The sequence below is a fragment of the Kitasatospora sp. NPDC059160 genome (genome assembly GCF_042755465.1).
GTDB lineage: Bacteria > Actinomycetota > Actinomycetes > Streptomycetales > Streptomycetaceae > Kitasatospora.
Window position 1 is genome coordinate 83,638 of sequence record NZ_JBHZCN010000017.1, and the last position, 23,519, is coordinate 107,156.

The 23,519-nt window shown below is 74.2% G+C and carries 10 protein-coding genes; 7 read left to right on the forward strand and 3 right to left on the reverse strand.

Going from position 1 to position 23,519, the window contains the following annotated elements; genetic code table 11:
• Positions 1–98: 98 nt before the first annotated feature.
• Positions 99–3,305 (reverse strand): M28 family peptidase, encoded by a 3,207-nt coding sequence (locus ACFXOZ_RS10180; protein WP_380589099.1) that lies wholly within the window; start codon positions 3,303–3,305, stop codon positions 99–101.
• Positions 3,306–3,635: 330 nt separating this feature from the next.
• Here ACFXOZ_RS10180 and ACFXOZ_RS10185 point away from each other — a divergent pair, with 330 nt between their 5' ends.
• From ACFXOZ_RS10185 to ACFXOZ_RS10210, 6 genes are all read left to right on the forward strand, one after another.
• Positions 3,636–5,078: a helix-turn-helix domain-containing protein gene (locus tag ACFXOZ_RS10185; protein WP_380589102.1), complete on the forward strand. Its 1,443-nt coding sequence runs from the start codon at positions 3,636–3,638 to the stop codon at positions 5,076–5,078.
• Positions 5,079–5,415: 337 nt separating this feature from the next.
• Positions 5,416–6,273: a sterol desaturase family protein gene (locus ACFXOZ_RS10190; RefSeq protein ID WP_380589105.1), complete on the forward strand. Its 858-nt coding sequence runs from the start codon at positions 5,416–5,418 to the stop codon at positions 6,271–6,273.
• 156 nt (positions 6,274–6,429) lie between these two features.
• On the forward strand, positions 6,430–15,750 hold the full coding sequence (locus ACFXOZ_RS10195) for an amino acid adenylation domain-containing protein (protein ID WP_380589108.1): 9,321 nt from the start codon (positions 6,430–6,432) through the stop codon (positions 15,748–15,750).
• Positions 15,737–17,431 (forward strand): phytoene desaturase family protein, encoded by a 1,695-nt coding sequence (locus ACFXOZ_RS10200; RefSeq protein WP_380589111.1) that lies wholly within the window; start codon positions 15,737–15,739, stop codon positions 17,429–17,431. Before ACFXOZ_RS10195 ends, ACFXOZ_RS10200 begins: the two co-directional genes overlap by 14 nt.
• A gap of 14 nt (positions 17,432–17,445) precedes the next feature.
• Positions 17,446–19,110, forward strand: coding sequence for a phytoene desaturase family protein (locus tag ACFXOZ_RS10205; RefSeq protein WP_375894451.1), 1,665 nt, complete (start codon positions 17,446–17,448; stop codon positions 19,108–19,110).
• Positions 19,111–19,166: 56 nt separating this feature from the next.
• The gene (locus tag ACFXOZ_RS10210; protein WP_380589123.1) at positions 19,167–20,222 is read left to right on the forward strand and encodes a zinc-binding dehydrogenase; all 1,056 of its coding nucleotides are present in this window, start codon (positions 19,167–19,169) and stop codon (positions 20,220–20,222) included.
• A gap of 90 nt (positions 20,223–20,312) precedes the next feature.
• On the opposite strand, the gene ACFXOZ_RS10215 is transcribed toward ACFXOZ_RS10210, so the two are convergent.
• Positions 20,313–21,668: a hypothetical protein gene (locus ACFXOZ_RS10215; protein ID WP_380589125.1), complete on the reverse strand. Its 1,356-nt coding sequence runs from the start codon at positions 21,666–21,668 to the stop codon at positions 20,313–20,315.
• 182 nt (positions 21,669–21,850) lie between these two features.
• Positions 21,851–23,068, reverse strand: coding sequence for a pyridoxal-phosphate dependent enzyme (locus ACFXOZ_RS10220; protein WP_380589114.1), 1,218 nt, complete (start codon positions 23,066–23,068; stop codon positions 21,851–21,853).
• Between the two features lie 125 nt (positions 23,069–23,193).
• Here ACFXOZ_RS10220 and ACFXOZ_RS10225 point away from each other — a divergent pair, with 125 nt between their 5' ends.
• Positions 23,194–23,496, forward strand: a complete 303-nt coding sequence (locus tag ACFXOZ_RS10225; RefSeq protein WP_380529286.1) for a hypothetical protein — start codon at positions 23,194–23,196, stop codon at positions 23,494–23,496.
• Positions 23,497–23,519 lie beyond the last annotated feature (23 nt).

Sequence of the window (23,519 nt, forward strand, 5' to 3'; positions counted from 1 at the left end):
CCGCCCCGCCCGCGGACGCGGCTGCGCCGCGGTCCGTCCCCCTCGACGGATCGCGGCGCAGCGGTTCTGGGGGTGTCAGGCAGGGTGGCCCGGGTGGGTCACAGCTGCTGCCAGAGGGCGGGGACGATCGGCGGTTCCCAGCCGACCTGGGCGGTGTGGCCCTGGATGCAGCGGTAGCTGACGCCGTTGTAGGTGACGACGTCGCCGGCCTGGTAGGTGGTGCCGGGGGTCCAGGCGTTGCCGGGGTCGGGGGTTCCGCTGCCGACGACCAGGGTGAAGCTGGTGGTGTGGGTGGCGGAGCCGGTTCCGGTGACGGTGATGCTGTAGGTGCCGGCCGCCGTGTTGGTGGCGGTGGCGACGGTCATGGTGGCGGAGGCGCCGGACTGGACGGAGGAGGGGTTGAAGGAGACGGTGACGCCGGCCGGGGCGCCGGAGGCGGTCAGGTTGACCGTCTGGGCGTTGCCGGAGGTGGTGGCGGTGGCGACGGTGGCCGTGGCGGAGGCGCCGGGCTTGACGGTGGCGGTGGCCGGGTTCACCGAGACGGAGAAGTCGTTGGCCGGGGTGGTGCCGCCGACCGAGGTCTTCCAGATGGTGTAGGCCACGCCGTTGGCGTTGCGCTTGAGCACGGTGGCGTCGACGTTGGAGGTGGTGTCGCAGGACTGGTGGTAGCAGGAGTCGTAGGACTGCCCGGCCGAGCCGCCCCACTTGGCGGCCTGCGCGGAGGTCTTGACGGCGCTGGCGCCGGCCGCGTAGCCGGAGGTCGGGACGCCGGCCTGCTGGAAGGAGTAGTCGTCGGAGCGGCCCACGCCCTCGACGTTCTCCTCGGGTTGGAGGTTGAGCGAGTCCCAGTAGGCCTTCATCGGCGCGGAGGCCGCGGCGGTGAGGTTGTTGATGAAGTAGCCGGCGTTGGGCGAGCCGACCATGTCGAAGTTGTAGTAGGCCTTGATCGCGGAGCGCTGGGTGGAGCCCAGCTGGCCGACGTAGTACTGGGAGCCCTGGAGGCCCTGCTCCTCACCGGTCCACCAGGCGAAGCGGACGTGCCGGGTGAGGGTGGGGTTCTGCTGGGCGAGCGCGAGGGCGTTCTCCAGCAGGACGGCGGAGCCGGAGCCGTTGTCGTTGATGCCGGGGCCGGCCGAGACGCTGTCCAGGTGGGCGCCGAGCATGGTGACCTGGTCGGACGGGCCGCCGGGCCAGTCGGCGACCAGGTTGTTGGACTGGTAGGTGCAGGACGTGCAGGTCTGCTCGCTGACCTGGAAGCCGGCCGCCTGGAGCTTGCCCTTGATGTACGCCAGGGACTGGCTGTGGCCGGCGCTGCCCGCCCGGCGGTTGCCGCCGTTCTGGTTGGCGATGGTGTTCAGCTGGGCCAGGTCGGCCTGGATCTTGGCCACGTCGATGTCCGGCGCGGGGCCGCCGGGCGTGCCGCCGCCGCCGACGGTCAGGGTGTACTGGGCGGTGTGGGTGGCCGCGCCGGCGGTGCCGGTCACGGTGATCACGTAGGTGCCGGCGGGGGCGCCGGAGGAGGCGGCCAGGGTCAGCGTCGCGGACCCGCCGGTCTGCACGGAGGACGGGCTGACCGTCGCGGTGACCCCGGTCGGGGCGCCGGTGGCCGTCAGGTTGACGGTCTGCGCGGTGCCGGAGGTGACGGCGGTGGAGACCGTCGCGGTGGTCGACGAGCCGGGTTGGACGGAGCCGGCGGCCGGGCCGAGCGCGAGCGAGAAGTCGTTGTTGCCGGACGGCGTGCAGGTCGGGTCACCGCTCTGCGCGGGCACGCTGACGGCGTCCCAGGCGGCCTTGGTGCGGTTGAAGAAGGTGCAGCTCGGGTCGAGGTTCTTGGCCGCGGTCAGGGTGGTGGTGCGGTACCGCTTGTAGGTCATGCCGCTGGTCTTGAGCAGCATGCCGCCGTACCAGACCTGGCCGGCCTGCTTGACGCCGATGCCGGTGACGCTGGAGTTGTTGCAGGTCGGGCTGGTGGGCTTGCCGCCGCCCGGGTTGGAGCCGTTGGACAGCAGGTAGAACCAGTGGTTCAGCGGTCCGGCGGCCGCGTGCACCTCGGTGCTCGGGATCGAGGAGGAGTAGCAGTTCGGGTCGTTGTTGACCAGCGAGGGCTGGTAGAGGTTGCGGATCGGGCCCTGGCCGACCAGGTTGATCACGCGGCCGACCTGGTAGTCGGGGTAGTCGTACGGCGCGGGCTCGTTGTTGTACTCCTTGGTGAGCGCGCCGAAGATGTCGCCGGTGCCCTCGCCGAGGCCGTTCTCGTTGTTGGCGCCGCCGGGGGTGTACTGGTCGATGCCGTGGCCGAACTCGTGGCCGACGACGTCCTGGGCGGCTATCCACTCGCCGGCCTGGTTGTGGCCGATCGAGACGGAGCTGCCGTCCCAGTAGGCGTTGACGTCGTTGAGGCCCATCTTGATCGGCCAGCTGCCGCCGTTGCCGTCGTGGCCGTTGCGGCCGAGCCAGTCGCGGAGCATGTCCCATTCCTTCTGGGCCGCCCACATGGCGTCGCCGCAGCCGGTCTCCCGGCTGGACGGGTTGCCGTTGCCCCAGGAGTCGGAGGACTTGGTGAACACCTGGCCGGTGTCGTTGTCGGAGCAGGACAGGCCGGGCCGGCTCGGGTCGCGCAGCGCGTACGAGCCGCCGGAGTTGGTGGTGCTGATGGTCAGCGGGCCGGGGCCGTTCCACTTGCTGTTGACGGTGCCGGCCTCGACGTCGTCGTAGCTGTCGACGACCTCGCCGGTGGCGGCGTCGACGAAGACGTGCAGGTGGCTGGGCGCGGTCTCGGTGCGGCCCTTGAGCACGGTCTCCCAGGCGAGCCGGCCGGCGCCGTCCTTGACCCGGACGACCAGGCGGCGGGACTCGACCTGGTCGACGACCGGCAGCTTGGTCCGCGCGGTCTTCTCCGCGTTCGCCGCGCTGATCTGCGGGGTGATGGAGCCGCCGACCGGCCCGGTGGCGGCCGACTGGAGGCCGCGCACGGTGCCTTTGCCGTCGGCGAGCACCACGGCGTCGCCGCCGACCACGGGCAGGCCGCGGTAACTGCGCTCGTACGAGACCGAGTAGAGGCCGTTCAGCCAGGGGGTGACGGCCTTGCGCTCGTAGGTCTCACCCGGTCCCTTGGCCAGGGCGTCGGTGCCGGCCGCGGCGGCCGCGTCGGCGGCGTTCACGGCGGCGGCCAGGGCGCTGGGCGGCGCGGGGGAGGGGGTGGGCGCGGCGGTGGCCGCCCCGGCGGTGGCGCCGATCAGGCCGGCCAGTACGGTCAGGGTGGTCGCCGTGGTGAGCAACCGTCCTGGGGAAACTCTGCGTTGCATCGAGGCTCCTCGCGAGTGGGGGTCCTCGACCGCGGACGGGAAAGGCTGGTGGGCGCACCGCGGGCCGCTTCTGGGGGACGGCCGTGCGGGCCGTCCGCGCTCGGGTGCCCGAACACTCACATGGCGTCATGCCCGGGTCAATGGCTGGTGCAGGCTCTGCATAGGGTTGGCAAATTCCGTCAAGGTGCGGCTGCCGTTTCGCGTCAAGCTGGGCTTTCCTTCCAGTGGTTGAGACCACCTCATGTACGGGAGGGGAGCCATCGAGTACCGTCCTCCTCGTCGGACTCGTCCCAGGGCCCCGCGTCGGGGGCGTACAGGGGGAGGACAGCCGTGCACCGGAACCGTTCGGCCCCGGCCTCGCCACCGGACGTCCAGCAGGCGGGCGCCTGGCGGGAGTTCGGCGCCCGGCTGCGGCACTGGCGGCGCCGGGCCGGACTCACCCAGGCGCAGCTCGGCGCGGGGATCGGCTACGACCACACCGCGGTCAGCAAGATCGAGCACGGCTCCCGCCGGGTCGCCCCCAGGATGGCCGAGCGGATCGACGAACTCCTCAATGCCGGAGGGGAGTTGGTGGCCGCCTGCCTGCGCGCCGAGACCGCCGGACTGCCGCTGTCGGCCCCCTTCGCCCCCGGCCTGCTCCGGCCGCCGCTGCCCGGCGGGGTGCCGGACGGGGTGCCGGTCGGGCCCGGGTCCGCCGCCGTGCCCACTCCCGTCGAACCGGTCCTGCTCGCCCCGGCCCGGCTGCCGGACTACGGACTGCTCTGCCCGCTGCACGACGCCGAGGGCTGCGCAGTCCCGCCGCCGGGGGAAATCGCGCTCCTGTGCGAGGAGTTCCGTGCCGCCGACCCGGCCACCGCGCCGCCGCTGGACGCCGCCACCGCGCACGCCCTGGCCGGGCTGCTCGCCGCCCAGCTGCGGGCCGGCGAGACCGGCGCCCTGGCCGGGCTGGTCGCCGCCGTCGAACGCACCCTGCACGTGGTGCTCGCCCGGCTGGCCGTCGCCCCCGCCGCCCAGCGCCGCCCGCTGGCCCGGCTGGCCGCCGAACACGCCCATGCCGCCGGGGCCCTGCGGATGCAGGGCGGCCGCAACGCCACCGCCATGGCCTGCTTCGACCGGGCGCTCACCTGGGCCGGGCTGGCCGGGGACCGGGCCACCCAGGTCGGCACGCTCAGCGACCTCAGCATCCTGGCCCGGCTGGACGGCGATCCGGTGGCCGCGCTCGGCTACGCCCGGGAGATCGACCGGGTCGCGCCCGGGCGGCCCTGGGCCGGGGCGATGGGCCGGATCAGCCGGGCCCGGGCCCGGGCCCTGACAGGGGACGTGCGCGGCACCGTCCGCGACATCGCGCTGGCCCGGGCGCACCTGGAGCACATCGACGCCCGGGACGAGGCGGACGTGCCGTGGCTGTCCATCGCCTCGATGCGGCTGCGGGTGGAGTCCGCCGCGGCCGCCGCGCTGCGCGACCTCGCCGCCGCGGTGGACGATCCCCGGCTGGCCCGGCGGGCGCTGGCGGCCACCGAGACCGCGCTCGGCCTGCTCGGGCCGACCCAGCTGCCGTCCAGTCGGCTGCTGTTCACCGTCCGGGCGGCCGACTGCCACGCCTGCGCGCACGATCCGCGGACGGCCGTGGACCTGCTGGCGCCCGCCCTGGAGTCGGTGCCGGTGGCCGCGCTGCCCGCGCTGGTCGGGCACGAGCTGCGCGGCCTGCGCGAGCGCCTCGCGCGGTACGGGCCGCGGACCGCCGACCGGTTGGCGGAGCTGGCCGGCTCCTGAGCCCCCGCCGGCCCGCTCTCGGACGCTCCTGTCGGCCCCTGATCGCCCACTCCCGCCGGACCCCGGCCGCCGGCCCTTCGGCCCCCGACGTGCGGTGGGCGTCGGAGGGGGCGTGGGCGCCGGACCGTACGGGAATCGCACGCGCCGCACTCCGGCCCGACCCGACCCGCCCTCGAATGCGCCCTCTTCACGCCGCTGATTTGTCAACTTCGTGTGCGGATCTTCCTCCGATCGGGTTATTCATGGCGTTAACACGTCGAATGACTGACCCCGCCTGCGCCTCCCGCTAGAGTCTCTGACGTTTCCATTCGTTAGTCCGCGAAGAACTAGGGGGAGCGTGCTGTCAGCCATCGCACGCCGGCTCGCCCATCCGCTGCTGCTCCTGGGGGTGCTGTGCACTGCCGTCGCGACACTGCGCTTCCACTGGGCGCCCGACCAGGTCTCCCCGCTCGTGCTGATCGCCGTCATCTGCTACCTGGCGGTGCTGGAGCGGGTGATCCCGTACCGGACCGACTGGCACCCGAGCGGGCGTGAACTGCGCTGGTACGGCGTGTACTTCGTGCTGAGCATGGTGGGCGGCGGGCTGGCCCAGGGGCTGGTGGCCACCCTGGTGGTGGCGCTCGGTCCGGCCCGTCCGGCGCTGCCGTTCGCGCTGGAGATCCCGCTCGCCCTGCTGATCGGCTCGCTCGGGGACTACCTGGTGCACCGCTGGTCGCACCGCAACCGCTGGCTCTGGCGACTGCACGGCGTGCACCACGTGCCGGACAAGGTGAACGTCGCCAACAACGGCGTCAACCATTTCCTGGACGTGCTGTTCGCCCAGTCCGTGGTCCAACTCCTGCTGGCGATGATCGGATTCTCGGCGGATTCGGTGTTCGTGGTCGGAATATTCGTGATGGCGCAGGGGTATTTCGTTCACGCCAACATCGACGTCCGGATCGGCTGGCTCGGCCACGTCCTGGCCGGCCCGGAACTCCACCGCCTGCACCACAGCACCGACCTCGCCGAAGCCGGCCACTACGCCTCCGACCTGTCGCTGTGGGACCACGTGTTCGGGAGCTTCACCTGGCGGCCCGGGCGGATCCCGGAAGCGGTCGGCCTCACCGACCCGGCCGCGTTCCCGACCACCGGAGAGCTCGGCGCCACCCTGCTGCACCCCTGGCGCCGGATGAAGACCACCGAGCAGTCCGCCTGACCCCAACGGCCCCCCGCGTCACCGCTCGTCGACCTCCCGCCCCGTTCCCACCCGCCCCCGTTCCCGCCCCCGTTCCCGCCCCCGTTCCGACCGGTCCCCGGGCAGCCGCCCCGCCCGTGCCCCGTGCCGTCCCCGCCACCACCCTCGGATTGGACCATGACCACCTCGCCCTTCGCCGTGCCCTGCGAACGGATCGCGATCACCGGCATCGGCTGCCGCCTGCCGGGACACGCCAACGACCACCGGACCTACTGGCGCAACCTGATCGAGGGCCGGGACTGTCTCACCGACACCCCCGCCGACCGCTACGACACCGGCACCCTGGGCAGCCGTGACCGCGCCAAGCCGGGGCGGCTGATCGGCGGCCGGGGCGGCTACATCGACGGCTTCGACACCTTCGACCCCGCCTTCTTCGGGATCAGCCCCCGCGAGGCCGCCCACATGGACCCGCAGCAGCGCAAGCTCCTGGAGGTGAGCTGGGAGGCGCTGGAGGACGGCGGGCTGCGCCCCGGCGCGCTGGCCGGGCGGGACGTCGGCGTCTACATGGGCGCCTTCACGCTGGACTGGAAGATCCTCCAGTTCGCCGACCTGGACTTCACCACCATCGCCGCGCACACCGCCACCGGCACCATGATGACGATGGTGTCCAACCGGATCTCGCACTGCTTCGACTTCCGCGGCCCCAGCGTCTCGATCGACACCGCGTGCAGCTCCTCCCTGGTCGCGGTCCACCTGGCCTGCCAGAGCCTGCTCCGCGGCGAGACCGAACTCGCCCTGGCCGGCGGCGCCCTGCTGCACATGGCGCCGCAGTACACGATCGCCGAGACCAAGGGCGGCTTCCTCTCCGCCGACGGCCGCTCGCGCGCCTTCGACGCCGCCGCCGACGGCTACGTGCGGGCCGAGGGGGTCGGTGTGGTGGTGCTCAAGCGGCTCTCCGACGCGCTGCGCGACGGCGACCCGGTGCACGCCGTGGTCCTCGGCAGCGGCGTCAACCAGGACGGCCGCACCAACGGCATCACCGTCCCCAGCGCGGACGCCCAGGCCGCCCTGATCGAACGGGTCTGCGCCGGCGCCGGGGTGCTGCCCGGCAGCCTCCAGTACGTCGAGGCGCACGGCACCTCCACCCCGGTCGGCGACCCGATCGAGGCGGCCGCGCTCGGCCGGGTGCTCGGCATCGGGCGCCGCGAGGGGGAGCGCTGCTACGTCGGCTCGGTGAAGACCAACATCGGGCACACCGAGGCCGCCGCCGGGGTCGCCGGACTGATCAAGACCGCGCTCGCCCTGCGGCACCGCCGGATCCCGCCGCACCTCAACCTGGAGCGGCCCAACCCGGCCATCGACCTGGCCGCGCTGCCCTTCGACATCCCGACCGCCCCGGTCGACTGGCCCGAGCACCAGGGGCCGGCCCGGGCCGGCGTCAACTCCTTCGGCTTCGGCGGCACCAACGCCCACGTCCTGCTGGAGGAACCGCCGCCGCCCGCCCCGGTCGCCCCCGCCCGGCGACCGGCCGTCACGGTGCTGCCGCTGAGCACCCGGGACGCCGCCGGACTGCCCGAACTCGCCGCCGCCGTACGGCAGGAGATCGCCGCCGGGACCTGCCCGGCGGACCTCGGCCACACCCTGGCGCACCGCCGCGAGCACCTGCCCGAGCGGCTCGCCGTGGTGCACACCGGGCCCGCCGACCTGGCCGAGGCGCTGGCCGCCCACGAACGCGGCGAGGACCACCCCCGGGTCGTCCGGGGCCTGGCCCGGGAGCGTCAACAGCGCCGACTGGCCTGGGTGTTCACCGGCATGGGCCCGCAGTGGTGGGGGATGGGCCGGGGCCTGTACGAGAGCGAGCCGGTCTACCGGGAGGCCGTCCGGGCCGTGGACGCCGAGATCCGCGCCCAGGCCGGCTGGTCCCTGCTGGACGAACTCGGCCGGGACGAGGCCGACTCCCGGATGGCCGCGACCTGGCTCGCCCAGCCCGCCAACTTCGCCGTCCAGCTGGGGCTCTCGGCGCTCTGGCGCAGCCACGGCGTGCACCCCGACGCGGTGGTGGGCCACAGCACCGGGGAGGTCGCCGCCTTCCACGAGGCCGGGGTCTACGACCTGGCCGACGCCGTCCGGGTGGTGCTCGCCCGCAGCTCGCTCCAGCAGCGGCTGGCCGGGACGGGCTCGATGCTCGCCGTCGGCCTGCCGGAGGCCGAGGCGGAGCGCCGGATCCGCCCGTACCGCGACCGGGTCTCGCTCGGCGCCGTCAACAGCCCCTCCGCGGTGACCCTCGCCGGGGACACCGAGGCGCTGCGCGAACTCGCCGCCGCGCTCGAAGGGCAGGGCGTCTTCGCCCGCCTCCTGGACGTCGAAGTGCCCTACCACAGCGTGCGGATGGACCCGATCCGGGCCGAACTCACCGCCGCCCTGGCCGGGATCAGGCCGCAGCGGGCCCGGCTGCCGCTCCACCTCACCGCCCGCGAGGGGCTCGCCCTGGGGCCCGAGCTGGACGCCGGGTACTGGTGGCACAACGTCCGCCACCCGGTGCGCTTCCGGGCCGCCGTCGAGCGGATGGCCGAGGACGGGCACCGGCTCTTCCTGGAGATCGGCCCGCACCCCGTGCTCGGCCACGCGATCCGCGAGTGCGCCGAGCAGGCGCACACCCTGCCGTCGATCCGCCGGCAGCAGGACGAACCCGAGCGCGTCGCCCGGACCCTGGCCGAACTCCACACCCTCGGCGTCGAGTTGGACTGGCACGCGCTGCACCCGGCCGGGCGCCCGGTGCCGCTGCCCGGCTACCCGTGGCGGCGCGAGCGCCACTGGACCGAGCCGAAGCCGGTCGAGCAGGTCCGGCTCGGGCAGCTCGACCACCCGCTGCTCGGCCGCCGCACCGCCGCCGCCCAGCCCACCTGGACCACCGCGCTCGACCCCGAGCGGCTGCCCTACCTGGACGACCACCGGATCGAGGGCCGGGCGGTCTTCCCCGCCGCCGGGTACCTGGAGATGGCCGCCCAGGCCGTCCGCGCGCTGACCGGCGGCAGCCAGGTCGTGCTGGCCGAGGTCGAACTGCACCGGGCGCTGTTCCTCTCCGACACCGAACCCGTGCCCGTCCAGCTCGGCTACGCCCCCGAGGACGCCCGCTTCACCATCGCCGCCACCCCGGCCGGCGGCGAACCCACCGTGCACGCCGGCGGCCGGGTCCGCACCGGCCAGCGCCGCTCCTACGGCCCCGCCGCCGACCTCGACGCGCTGCGCGAACGCGGGCAGCACCTCGACGGCCCGGACTGCTACCGGCGGCTGGCCGAGCGCGGCTACGACTACGGGCCGGCCTTCCGCGCCGTCGCCGAGGTCTGGGCCGGGCCCGGCGAGGCGCTCGCCCGGATCCGCCCCACCGAGCGGCTCGGCCCCGGCGCCGCCGACCACCACCTCCACCCGGTGCTGCTCGACGCCTGCTTCCAGACCCTGCTCACCACCCGGCTGCACGCTCCCGGGGACGGCAGCGTCCGGCTGCCCGTCTCGATCGAGGAGGTCCGGCTCGACGCCATCGGCGACCGCCCGATCTGGGCGCACGCCACCGTCACCCGGGAGAGCGCCGAGGAACTCGTCGGCGACCTCGCCCTGTACGCCGAGGACGGCACCCCGCTCGGGCGGATCACCGGCTTCAAGGTCGCCGACGTCGCCCGGGCTGCCGCCTCGGTCGGCCTGGCCACCATCGACGGCTGGCTCACCGAACTCGCCTGGCAGGACGCCCCGGCCGCGCCGCACGACGCCCCCACCGGCGACCTGCTGCTGTTCGCCGACGCCGGCGGCCTCGCCGAACGACTGGCCGCCCTGGCCGCCGGGCACGGCACCCGCTGCCACCTCGTCCGGCCCGGCCCCTCGTACGCCACCGGGGACGGCGGGACGACCGTACGGCCCGACTCCGCCGAGGACCTCCAGCGGCTGTTCGCCGAGCTGGACCCGGCCCACCGGACCGTCGTCCACCTGTGGAACCTCGACCTGCCCGCCCTCGACGCCCTCGACCCCGGCGACCCCGGGCAGCTCGACCGGCTCGCCACCCACGGCGCCTACTCGCTGATCACCCTCGCCCGGGCGCTGGCCGCCGCCCGCCCCGACGGCCGGCTGCACATCGTCACCCGCGGCACCCAGGCCACCGGCCCGCAGGACCGGGTCGAACCGCTCGGCGCCCCCGCCTGGGGCATCGGCCGGGTGCTCTGGCAACAGGAACTCGTCGCCCAGCGCGGCAGCCTGATCGACCTGGACCCGGCCCGGCCGGCCGCCGACCAGGCCGCGGACCTGCTCGCCGAACTCGCCGACCCGGTCGCCGCCCGCCCGGGCGACCACGCGCGCGACCATGCGGGCGACCACCCGGGCGACCGCCCGGCCGAGGCCGAACAGGAACTCGCCCTGCGGGCCGGCCGCCGGCTCACCAGCCGGCTGCGCCCCGCCGAGGGCCTCACCCGGCCGCTGCCGCCGGTGCTGCGCCCGGACGGCTGCTACCTGGTCACCGGCGGGCTCGGCGCGCTCGGCCGGCTGCTCTGCCGCACCCTGGTGCGGCGCGGCGCCCGGCGGCTGGTCCTGGTCGGCCGCACCGCCCTGCCGCCGCGCGCCGACTGGCACGCCGTCGACCCCGCGACACCCGCCGGGGAGCGGATCGCCTTCCTGCGCGAACTGGAGGCGCTCGGCGCCGAACCGCTGCTCGCCACCGTGGACGTCACCGACGGACCGGCCCTCGCGGCCTGGCTCGCCGACCACCGCCGCCGCCAACTCCCGCCCATCCGCGGGGTGTTCCACCTCGCCGGACAGGTCAGGGACACCCTGCTGGCGCAGATGGACCGGCCCGCCTTCGACGCCGGGTACGCCCCCAAGGTGGCCGGCGCCCACCTGCTGCACCGGCTGCTCGCCGACGAACCGCTCGACCACTTCGTGCTGTTCGCCTCCGTCGCCTCGCTGCTCACCACCGCCGGACAGACCAACTACGCGGCCGGCAACGCCTTCCTGGACGCCCTCGCCCACCACCGCCGGGCCCAGGGCCGGCCCGCACTCAGCCTGGACTGGGGCCCCTGGGCCACCGGCATGATCGAGGAACTCGGCCTGGTCGCCCACTACCGCGACGCCCGCGGCATGAGCTCGCTGCCCCCCGAGGCCGGCACCGCCGTCCTGGAACGCGTCCTCGGGCAGGACCGTGCCCAGCTGCTGGTCGCCACCGTCGTCGACTGGCCCACCTTCCTCGCCTGGTACCCCGCCCCGCCGCCGCTGGTCGCCGAGCTCGCGGCCGGCGCCGCCGCACAGGCCCCGGCCGAGACCGGCGGCTTCCTGGACGGCTACCGCGCCGCCGACCCGCAGGCCCGCCGACAGCTGGTCGCCGAACGGTTCGGCGCGGCCGCCGCCGCCGTGCTGCGCACCGCCGTCGAGCGGATCACCCCGGACACCAGACTCGGCGCCCACGGCCTGGACTCGCTGCTCGCCATGGAGCTGCGGGCCCGGGTGCACGGCGAACTCGGTGTCGCCCTCCCGGTGGTGGCGCTGCTCAGCAACGGCAGCGTGGCCGACCTGGTCGAGCTGCTCACCGCCGGCCTGGCCGAGCAGCTCGCCGCCGAGGGCGGCCCGCAGCAGGCCGAGGTCGAACTCCACACCGACGAGGCCCGCTACCCGCTCACCCACAACCAGCAGGCCCTGTGGTTCCTGCGCCAGCTCCACCCGGACGGCTTCGCGTACAACATCGGCGGCGCGGTCGAGGTGCGCGCCGAGCTCGACCCGGAGCTGATGTTCACCGCCTTCGCCCACCTGGTCGCCCGGCACCCCGGACTGCGCGCGGCCTTCACCGCCGAGCAGGGCCGCCCCGTCCAGCGGATCCGCGCCGAAGCCGTCGCCGACACCGCGCTGTTCGACGTCGAGGGCCGCCCCTGGGAGGAGATCCACGCGCTGATCGTCCGCGAGTACCGCCGGCCGTACGACCTGGCCGAGGACCCGCTGGTGCGGCTGCGGCTGTTCCGGCGCGGCCCGGACCGCTGGGTGCTGATGAAGGCCGTGCACCACATCGTCTCGGACGCGATCTCCACCTTCACCTTCATCGAGGAGCTGTTCGAGGTCTACCAGGCGCTGCGCCGCGGCCGCACCCCCGAACTGCCCCCGGTGGCCGCCCGCTACCTGGACTTCCTCAACCACCAGAACCGCTTCCTGGCCGGGCCGCAGGCGCAGCGGATGCTCGACTACTGGCGCGGCCACCTGCCCGCCGGGATGCCGGTGCTGGCCCTGCCCACCGACAAGCCCCGCCCGGCCGTGCAGACCCACAACGGGGCCTCCGAGTTCTTCCGGATCGACGAGGAACTGACCGCCCGGGTGCACGAGTTGGCCCGGGCGAACGGCGCCACCCCGTTCATGGTGCTGCTCGGCGCCTACTACCTGCTGCTGCACCGGTGGTCCGGCCAGCCGGACATCGTGGTCGGCAGTCCCGTCACCGGCCGCACCCAGGAGGAGTTCGCCTCCGTCTACGGCTACTTCGTCAACCCGCTGCCGCTGCACGTGAGCCTGGCCGGGGAGCCGACCGTCACCGAACTGCTGGCCCGGGTGCGGGAGAGCGTCCTCGGCGGGCTGGACAACCAGGAGTACCCCTTCCCGCTGCTGGTCGAGCGGCTCGGCCTCCAGCACGACCCGAGCCGCTCCGCGGTGTTCCAGGCGATGTTCATCCTGCTCACCCACAAGGTCGCCGTGGAGCGCTTCGGATACCGCCTGGAGTACATCGAACTGCCCGAGGAGGAGGGGCAGTTCGACCTCACCCTGTCCGCCTACGAGGACCGCGCGGACAACTGCTTCCACTGCGTGTTCAAGTACAACTCCGACCTCTTCGAACCCGGCACCGTCCAGCGCCTCGCCGCCCACTACCGCAATCTGCTGGACGCCATGACCCGGGCCCCGGCGGCCGAGCCGGTCGGCCGGCTGCGGATCCTGGACGAGGCCGAACGGCGGCTCGTGCTGGAGGAGTTCAGCGGCGCCGGACGGCGGATCGACCACGACGTGCCGCTGCCCGAGCTGATCGCCAAGGCCGCCGCCGAGCACCCGGAGGCCGTAGCGGTGGTCGTCCCCGGCCGGGACGGCGTCCGGCGGCTGAGCTACGGAGAACTGGACCGGCGCTCCCAGCGCGCCGCCGCCCGGCTGCGCGAACTCGGCGCCGGTGAGGGCTCGGTGGTCGCGGTCTGCCTGGACAAGTCACCCGAGCTGGTCACCACCCTGCTGGCGGTCTGGCGGGCCGGCGCCGCCTACCTGCCGCTCGACCCCGGGCACCCGGCCGACCGGCTGGCGCACCAGCTGGCCGACGCCGGCGCGACCCTGGTCGTGGTCGACGAACGGCACCGGGAGGCGGCCGACCTGCCCGCCCGGCCGGTCACCCCGGCCGACCTGGACCGGCCCGCGGCCGCCGCCGGGCCGCTGCCCGCCGCCGACCCGGACCGGCCCGCGTACCTGATCCACACCTCCGGCTCCACCGGGCGGCCCAAGGGCGTCCTGGTCCAGCACCGCCAGCTGGCCGCCGCCACGGCGGGCTGGCGGGCCGAGTACCGCCTGGACACCGAGGCCCGGGTGCACCTCCAGATGGCCGGCACCGCCTTCGACGTGTTCACCGGCGACCTCGCCCGGGCCCTCGGCACCGGCGGCACGCTCGTCCTGGTCGACCGCGAGCTGCTCTTCGACACCGCCCGGCTGTACCGGGTGATGCGCGAAGAGGCCGTGGACTGCGGCGAGTTCGTCCCCGCCGTGGCCCGCGCCCTGCTGGCGCACTGCGAACGCGACGGCCTGCGGCTGGACTTCCTGCGGCTGCTGGTGGTCGGCTCCGACTCCTGGAAGGCCGCCGAACACCACCGGCTGCGCGCCCTGTGCGGCCCGGCCACCCGGCTGGTCAACTCCTACGGCCTGACCGAGGCCACCGTGGACAGCAGCTACTACGAGGGTGACGCCGAGGAACTGGAACCCGGCCGGATGGTCCCGATCGGGCGGCCCTTCCCGAACAGCGCGCTGTACGTCCTGGACCGCTACGGCGAGCCCGTCCCGGCCGGGGTGCCCGGCGAACTGTGGATCGGCGGCGCGGGCGTCGCGGCCGGCTACCCGAACGACCCGGCCCAGACCGAGCAGCGGTTCCGGGTCATGGACCTGGACGGCACGCCCCGGCGGCTCTACCGCACCGGCGACCTCGGCCGCTGGGACACCGCCGGCACCGCCCACCTGCTCGGCCGGATCGACAACCAGGTCAAGGTGCGCGGCCACCGGATCGAGCCGGGCGAGATCGAGGCCCACCTCACCGCCCGGCCCGAGGTCGCCGAGGCCTGCGTGACGGTCAGCCGGGACGGCGCGGGCGAACCCGCCCTGGCCGCCTACCTGGTGCCCGCCGAGGGCGTCACGCTGGACCGCCGAGAACTGCGCCGCCACCTCGCCGAGCACCTGCCCACCGTGATGATCCCCTCCTACCTCACCGCCCTGCCCGCCCTGCCGCTCACCCCGAACGGCAAGGTCGACCTCGCCGCCCTGCCCGAGCCCGCCGCCGACACCGGCGGCGCGCGCCACGAACCGCCCGTCACCCTCTACGAGCAGCGGGTCGCCGCACACTGGCAGCAGCTGCTCGGGGTGCCCGAAGTCGGCCTCCAGCACGACTTCTTCGAGCTCGGCGGCAGCTCCATCCGACTGATCGAGCTGATCCACCACCTCCGGACCGAGTTCAACATCAGCATCCCGGTCGGCCTGCTGTTCAAGGTCACCACCCTGCACGGCATGGCCCGCACGGTCGAGCAGATCATCACCGGCGAGGTGGCCGGCGGGCAGCCCCACCTGTGGTTCAACACCGAAGCGCCCGAGCGCCGTACGGTCTTCTGCTTCCCGCCCGCGGGCGGACACGGACTGGTCTACCGGCAGCTCGCCGCCGCCCTGCCCGGCCACCGGATCGCCGCCTTCAACTACCTGACCGGCGACGACAAGACCGAGCGCTACGCCGACCTCGTCGAGGAACTGCACCCGGCCGGACCGTACCGGCTGCTCGGCTACTCGCTCGGCGGCAATCTCGCCTTCGAGGTGGCCAAGGAGCTGGAGCGGCGCGGGCGCGCGGTCGAATCGGTGCTGCTGGTGGACGCCTACCGGGTCCTGGACGCCTTCGACCTGGGGGAGGAGCACGTGGCCGTGTTCGAGCGGGAGCTCCAGGACCACCTGCACCGCCACACCGGCTCCCGGATCGTCGCCCAGGAGACCCTGCACCAGGCCAGGGACTACCTGGAGTTCTGCAGCAGGACCCCCAACACCGGCACCGTCCGGGCCCGGCTGGACGTGGTCTGCGAGCGCGACCGGCTCGCCGTCCACACCGGCGGCGAACCCGGCTCCTGGCACGGCGCCTCCACCACCGGAACCGCCGTGCACGCCGGGCACGGCAGCCACGCCGAGATGCTGGACGGCGAGTTCGCCGCCCGCAACGCCGAACTGGCCGCCACCGTCCTGGCGGGAGGCACCGCCGATGGCCGCCGCTGACCGCGGGCCGCACTGGCCCCGCCGGGGGCGGACCGCCGCAGGCCCGCCCCGGGTGATCGTGATCGGGGCCGGCCTGGCCGGCCTCGCCACCGGCTGCTACGCGCAGATGAGCGGGCTGGAGACCCGGATCCTGGAGAAGCACGTGCTGCCCGGCGGCTGCTGCACCGCGTGGTCCCGGCAGGGCTACCTCTTCGACTACTGCATCGACTGGCTGATCGGCACCGCCGAGGGCACCGGCGCCCACCAGGTCTGGAGCGAACTCGGCGCCCTGGACGGCAAGTCGGTGACCCACTTCGACACCTTCAACCGGGTCGTCGACGAACACGGCCGGGCCGTCACCTTCCACACCGACCCGGACCGGCTGGAGGCCCACCTGCTGGCCCTCGCCCCCGGCGACGCCGCGCCGATCCGCGCCTTCTGCCGCGACCTGCGCCGCTTCGTCGCCCTCGACCTGCCCTGGGACCTCACCCCGCCGCCGCTGCGCAGCACCGCCGAACGGCTGCGCACCCTGCGCACCGTGCTGCCCGCCTTCCGGCTGTTCTGGCGCACCGCGGCCACCCCGATGAGCCGCTTCGCCGAACGCTTCCAGGACCCCTTGCTGCGCCGGGCCTTCCCCACCATGTTCCTCCAGGAGCCGGCCGGCTTCCCGCTGCTGCCCTACCTCTACACCCTGGCGGCCGCCCACACCGGCAACGCGGGCTTCCCGCAGGGCGGTTCGCTCGGGCTGGCCCGCTCGGTGGAGCAGCGGTACACCCGGCTCGGCGGAGTGATCGACTACCGCTGCCGGGTGGACCGGATCCTGATCGAGGACGACCGCGCCGTCGGCGTCGAACTGCGCGACGGCACCCGGTACTTCGCCGACCACGTGGTGGCCGCCTGCGACGGGCCGACGGTGCTGGACCGGCTGCTGCGCGGCCGCTACTCCAGCCCCGTCACCGACCGGCTGTACGGCGAGCTGCTGGAGAAGCCCGGCAACCTCTACCCGGCGGTGGTCTCCGCCTTCGTCGGGCTGGACGGGCCGCTGCCGGCGGGCGAACCGCACTGCACCACCTACCTGTTGGGCCCGGCCGACGCCGCCCGGCTGCCCGGCTCGCTCCAGCAGAGCCTGGTGGTGCAGCTGCGCTCGAACTACGCGGAGGGCTTCGCCCCACCCGGCAAGTCCGTCCTGCACTGCACCTACTTCAGCGACTACCGGTCCTGGAAGGAGCTGCGCAACCGCGACCGCCGCGCCTACCGGGCACGCAAGCAGGAAGTCGCCGCGTTCGTCCGGGAGTTCCTGGACCGCGTCCACCCCGGGATCGGCGCCCGGATCGAACTGGTCGACGTCGCCTCGCCGGTGACCACCGAGCGGTTCACCGGCAACACCCGCGGCAGCATCCTCGCCTGGCAGGCCTTCTCCGAGGCCGAGGACACCGCCAACCGCCTGGTCAACCGGGACCGGATGCGACTGCCCGGCCTCGCCGGCTTCTCCATGGCCGGCCAGTGGGCCTCGCTGGGCGGACTGATCCGGGCCGCCACCAGCGGCCGGTACGCCGCCCAGTACCTCTGCCAGGAACTCGGCCGACCGTTCCGGGCCTGGCCCAGCGAGGACCGCGAACCCTGGCACCCGGGCAAGTGGGGCCGGCTGCCGCAACTCGACCGGGCCACCGTCGGAGCACCGGACCGGGGAGCGGCCGAATGAGCGGCAGGCAGAGCATGGTTATCATCGGCGGCGGCCTCGGCGGCCTGTCCACCGGCTGCTACGCGCAGATGAACGGCTACCGCAGCCAGGTCCTGGAGATGCACGAACTGCCCGGCGGCTGCTGCACCGCCTGGGACCGCGGCGAGTTCACCTTCGACTGCTGCGTCAGCTGGCTGCTGGGCAGCGGTCCCGGCAACGAGATGCACCGGATCTGGCTCGAACTCGGCGCCCTCCAGGGCAAGCGGATGCGCAACTTCGACGTGTTCAACGTGGTGCGCACCCGGGACGGCCGGGCGGTGCGCTTCTACTCCGACCCGGACCGGCTGGAAGCCCACCTGCTGGACCTCGCGCCCGAGGACGCCCGGCAGATCCGGCAGTTCTGCGCGGGCCTGCGCAAGTTCCGCCTGGCGCTGACCCGTTACCCCTTCCTCAAGCCGGTCGGGCTGATGGGCCGGTGGGAGCGCTGGCGGATGCTCGCCTCCTTCCTGCCGTACGTCAACGTGATCCGGCGCTCCATCTCGGTGCTGATGAGCGACTACTCGGCGCGGTTCCGCAGCCCGCTGCTGCGCGAGGCGTTCAACTTCGTGCTGTACGAGAAGCACCCCAACTTCCCGGTGCTGCCGACGTACTTCCAACTCGCCTCGCACGCCGGGCAGTCCGCCGGGGTGCCGGAGGGCGGCTCGCTGGGGCTGGCGCGCTCGGTCGAGCAGCGCTACCGGCGGCTCGGCGGGGAGATCACGTACAACGCCAAGGTCACCGAGATCCTGGTCGAGCGGGACACCGCCGTCGGGGTGCGGCTGAGCGACGGGCGGGAGGTGCGGGCGGACGTCGTGGTGGCCGCCTGCGACGGCCGCACCACCATGCTCGACCTGCTCAAGGGCCGCTACCTGAACGACACCTACCGCCGGCTGTACACGAAGACGCTGACCGAGCCGGGCATGGTCTTCCCCGGCTACCTCACCGTCTTCCTCGGCCTGCGCACGCCGTTCCCGGCGGGCGACCCGTGCAGCACCTACCTGCTGGAGGAGGAGTTCGCGGCGCGGCTCACCGGCATCCGGCACCCCAGCATCAACATCCAGTTCCGCAGCCGGCACTACCCCGAGCTGTCGCCCGCCGGGACCACCGTCGTCTACGCCAGCTACTTCTGCGACATCGCGCCCTGGCGGGCCCTGAGCACCGGCCCCGAACAGGCCGTCCGGCAGCGGCGCGGCGAGGAGCTGCACACCCTGCCGGTCGGCCGGGGCCGGGAGTACCAGCGGGAGAAGCGCCGGGTGCGGGACGCCGTCATCGAGTTCCTGGACGGCCACCACCCCGGGCTGCGGGAGGCGGTGGCCGTCAAGGACGTCTCCACCCCGCTCACCCAGGTCCGCTACACCGGCAACTACGACGGCACGGTGCTCGGCTGGCAGCCCTTCGTGGAGGGCGGGGAGACCCTGGAGGAGGAGATCAAGCGCAACGGCCCCGGGCTGCCCGGCCTGGCCAACTTCTACCTCTCCGGCGTCTGGGCGACCACCGGCGGGCTGATCCGCGCGGCCGCCGCCGGCCGGCACGTCGTCCAGTTCATCTGCCGCGACGACGGCCGGCCGTTCACCGCGGAGGTGGACGACCACGCTCCGCCGCCCACCCTGATCACCGACCCGGTCGGCCCCGACGACCGGCAGTTTGGAGTCACCTCGTGAGCCAGTCCGTGAACGAATCCGTGAGGACCGCGGCGTCCGTGCTGACCGCCGGGAAGGTGCGGATCGAGAAGTGGGTCGTCCGCGCGCACGTGGACGGGGTGCCGGACATCGACCGGATGTACGAGAAGGTCGTCGAGGAGGTGGACGTCCGGCTCGCCGAGGACGAGATGCTGCTGCGCACGCGCTGGGTGTCGGTCGACCCGTACCTCCAGGGCATCGCGCTGGACACCCCGGTCGGCGACCACATGGGCGCCGACTCGATCATGGAGGTGGTGCGGGCCGGACCCGCCGCGCGGTTCGCCGTCGGGGACCTGGTGCAGGGCTTCGGCGGCTGGCGCAGCCACGTGATCGGCAACGGCGCGTCCTGGCTCTGGCAGACCGGCACCTTCCCGATGGTCTTCCCGGCCTTCCGGCGGCTGGACCGCGCCGACTACGACGAGCAGCTGCCGGTCACCACCGCGCTCGGCCTGCTCGGCGGCCCCGGGATGGCCGCCTGGGGGACGGTGGAGAAGTTCCTGGACGTGCGCCCCGGGCTGACGGTGCTGGTCAGCGGGGCCAGCGGCGCGGTCGGCTCGGTGGTCGGCCAGCTCGCCCGGCACCGCGGCGCCCGGGTGATCGGCACCACCGCGACCCCGGCGAAGGCCGCCCGGCTACGGGAGCTGGGCTTCGACGCGGTGCTGGAGTACCGCGACGGGGACGACCCGGAGCGGCTGGCCAAGGAACTCGCCCAGCTCGCCCCGGACGGCATCGACCGCTACTTCGACAGCCTCGGCGGCACGCTCACCGACACCGTCTTCGGGATGCTCTCGGTGGACAGCCGGGTCGCGGTCTGCTGGCAGTGGGGCAGCCAGGTCGGCGGGGCCTGGGCGGGCCCCCGGCTGCTGCCGATGATCATGTTCCCGCGCACCGTGATCCGCGGCATCTTCGCGCTGGAGTGGTTCACCGAGGAGAACTGGGCCGCGCTGCGCCGGGACCTCGGCGCCCTGGTCCGCAGCGGGGAACTGCGCTACCAGCAGACCGTCCACCGGGGCTTCGACAGCATCCCGGCCGCCTACCGCAGCCTGTACGTCGACCGCTCGGCGAGCCGGGGGAAGGTGCTGGTCGAGTTGTGAGCGGAGCCGGAAGGGCCCCTCGGCCTGGCGGGGCCGAGGGGCCGGTCTGCGGGGTCGGGGGTGCAGGCCTGACGGTCTGCGGGCCCCGGGTCAGCCCAGGGTGAACCAGGTGCTGCGGGACTTCTTCCACTCCGGGTGGGTGAGGTCCTTGGCGTCCGTGCCGTCGCCGTAGAGGTCGGCGGAGCCGTTGTCGGTGATCAGCTGGACGCGAGCGCCCGGGGCGTCGAGGTCCGGCAGGTCCGGGGCGGCCTCCCAGGCGCCGGCGTCGCTGGTGGGCAGGTCGAGCAGCTTGACCGGCTTGGAGCCCGGCCGGCCGTCCCAGCGGTAGAGCGCGTACGGGGCGGAGTTGTCCTCGGCCGCCCAGGAGCCCGCCACGATCACGTACTGGCCGAGGGCGTTGCGGCGCAGGTCGCGGACGGACAGCCCGCCGAGGTCCAGCTCGATCGGCTCGCCGATGGTGGCGTGGGTGCCCGAACCGTCGAACAGGGACGAGAAGTTGGTGACCGGCACGAGCAGGGCCCGGCCGCCGGTGACCGCCGGGGTGAGCGGGGCGCGGAAGCCGACGTACGCCGTGGTGGAGCTGCCCGGGGCGAACTCCAGGCCCTCGACGTTGAACCCGTCGACCTGCTTGGGCGCCTGGCCCTCGGCGGCGCCGGCCGCGAAGCCGTAGCGGTCGCCGTGGGCGCTGTCCCACGCGATCAGGTCGTCGCGCAGCCCCTGGTAGGAGCCGGTCAGGGACAGCTGGGTGTCGGCGCCGGAGCCGGTCACCCTGGTGGTGAACAGGGTGTGCCGGTCGGGCTTGACCTTGCCGTCCTTGTTGTTGCCCAGCGAGCCCGTCCAGTAGATCGTGTCGCCGACCCGCGCGGCGGCCTCGATGTCGATCTCCTTGCTGACGCCGAGCGCCGAGCTGAAGTCCCAGCTGCGCACCGGGGCACCGGAGTTGTTGCGGTCGTAGAGCCGCAGGGTGTTGGACTCGTCGTCGCCGACCAGGACGTAGCCGCCGCCCGCGTCCACGGCGGCCGAGGCGTCGCTGGAACCGGTCAGGTAGCGGCTCGCGGCGGAGTCGCGGACGGCGGCCGAGGCGGCGTAGTGCAGGGTGCGGGTGGCGGTCTTGCCGCCCAGGCCGGTCACCTTGACGGTCAGGTCGGTGTAGCCGACGCCCTGGGCGGCGACCGCCAGGGTGCGGGCGGCGCCGCCGCCGGTCACCGTCACGTCGCCGGTCCGGGCCACCGAGGCCTTGGTGCTGGCCGAGGCCGCGACCGTCAGCGCCGAGGCGGGGGCACCGCTCTGGGCGACCGTGACGCCCACCGTCGGGTCGCCGGTGGCGCCCACCGCGCCGGACAGGTACCCGGCCGAGAAGGTGATCGTCGGAGTGCCGTACGAGGCGGCCGCGGAGGGCACCGCCGGGAGGGCGAGCACCGGGACCGCCGCGACGGCGACGGCCAGCGGCAGCAGACGGCGGGGGGAAAGGAGCACGGGACTACCCTTCGACGCGGGGGAGTTGGTGCGGGGACGGTGGGGCGGAGCAAGCCTGCTGTGCGTGGGCGAACGCCGACCCTACGTCAGCGAACGTCCCGACGAACAGCAGGCTTCCGGCCTTGCTCGTCCGGACTTCGTTCCCCCGTGTGCTAGCCGGTGATCCCGGCGGTGCGCAGCCGGCGCTCGACCTCCTCCCAGGTCGGGGTGACCGGGGCGGTCGGGCGGCTGCCCATGCCCTTGTCCTTGAACCCGCTGGAGGTGGAGACGCAGACCACCGGACCGTCCGCCGGGGCCTCGGCGCCGAGGCTGCGCAGCCCCGCCAGGCCGGCCGCCGCGGACAGCTCGGTCCACAGCCCGGCCCGGGACAGCTCCCGCTGGGCGTCGGCGAGTTGGCGGTCGTCGACGGTCAGCGCGGCGCCGCCGCTCCCGGTCACCGCCAGCACGCCCCGGTAGCCGCTCACCGGGGAGGCGATCGAGTACGCGTTGCTCCGGCCGACCGTCACGTGCGCGGCCGGGGCGCCCTCGGCGATCGCCCGGTGCAGCGGGCCGGAGGCCGCCGACTCGCAGGCGTGGATCCGCGGCACCCGGTCGGCCAGGCCCAGCCGGCGCAGCTCGGTGAACCCCTTCCAGACGCCGTAGAGCAGTTCGCCGTACCCGGTGGGGACGAACACCGCGCTCGGCACGCCGACGTCCTGGAAGATCTCGTACGCGACGGTCTTGTAGCCCTCGGGGCCGAAGGCGTGGCCGGTGTGGGTGGTCGTCAGGTTGCTGACCGGGTGCAGGCCGAAGCGCTCCACCACCTGGCGCAGCAGCGGCCAGCGGGACTCCCACGGGACGGGCAGCACCACGGCGCCGTAGGCGTTGAGGAAGGCGTCCACGGCGGGCGGGGTGTCCGGGCCGGTGAACACCACGCAGGGCAGCCCGGCGCGGGCGGCGTACGCGGCGGCCGAGGCGCCGTGGTTGCCCGAGGAGGCCACCGCGATGCCGGGCGCGCCGACGCCGACGGCGGCGCTGGTGGTGCAGCGGTTCAGCCGGTCCTTGTGGCTCCAGGTCGGGTTGCGGGACTCGTCCTTGACGTACACGCCCGGCCCGAGCTCCACCAGCGGGGTGGCGCCCTCGCCGAGGCCGGGGGCGAGCAGCGGGGGCAGCAGCGGGGCCCAGCGCTCCAGGCCGGCGCGGGCCCGCACGGGCGCGAACAGGGCGGCCGGGTCGGCCTTGTCGTAGGCGTAGTCGACCTCGACGGGGTAGGAGACGTCCTCCGTGCTGGTGCGCGGGCAGCCCGAGGTCAGCGGGGGCCAGAGGGGGTAGTCGAGGGTGGGGTCGCCGAGCGAGCGCTGGCCGGTTGCGAGGGAGTCGGAGGTTGTCATGTAAGTAGCCTAGGTGGGCTTCGGGTGCTACCGGGCGGGTTTTTGAATCTTGTTCGGCGGGGGACACTGACGGGGATGTCCGAGGATGTCCGAGGACGGACAACGGGCGGAGCGAGGGGAGCGGGATGGACAGCGGGATACGGGCGATGGTCGACGCGGTCGACGAGGCGCGGCGGCAGCTGCGGGAGAACGCGCTGCCGAAGGCGAAGGACCGGGGGCGGGACAAGGTCCCGGCGGTGGAGGCCGCCGTGATGCTCGGGGAGCTCGCCGACCTGGTGGAGGTCACGGGGGAGCTGGCGGCGGCCCTCTCCGACCGGATGGCCACGCACGAGAGCCCCGAGTTCTACCGGCTGGCGGGAGTCCGGCTCAGGGACGAGGCGGGCCACCTGCGGGAGGCCGAGCAGAGGGTCGCCAAGCGGGTCGGCTGAGGGGGCGAGCGGCCGCCGGTGCC

What these genes read in the sequence shown, in the direction of transcription:
- ACFXOZ_RS10220 (WP_380589114.1), bottom strand. Translation starts at nt 23,068, where the DNA reads ATGACAACCTCCGACTCCCTCGCAACCGGCCAGCGCTCGCTCGGCGAC.
- ACFXOZ_RS10195 (WP_380589108.1), top strand. Translation starts at nt 6,430, where the DNA reads ATGACCACCTCGCCCTTCGCCGTGCCCTGCGAACGGATCGCGATCACC.
- ACFXOZ_RS10200 (WP_380589111.1), top strand. Translation starts at nt 15,737, where the DNA reads ATGGCCGCCGCTGACCGCGGGCCGCACTGGCCCCGCCGGGGGCGGACC.
- ACFXOZ_RS10225 (WP_380529286.1), top strand. Translation starts at nt 23,194, where the DNA reads ATGGACAGCGGGATACGGGCGATGGTCGACGCGGTCGACGAGGCGCGG.
- ACFXOZ_RS10180 (WP_380589099.1), bottom strand. Translation starts at nt 3,305, where the DNA reads ATGCAACGCAGAGTTTCCCCAGGACGGTTGCTCACCACGGCGACCACC.
- ACFXOZ_RS10205 (WP_375894451.1), top strand. Translation starts at nt 17,446, where the DNA reads ATGGTTATCATCGGCGGCGGCCTCGGCGGCCTGTCCACCGGCTGCTAC.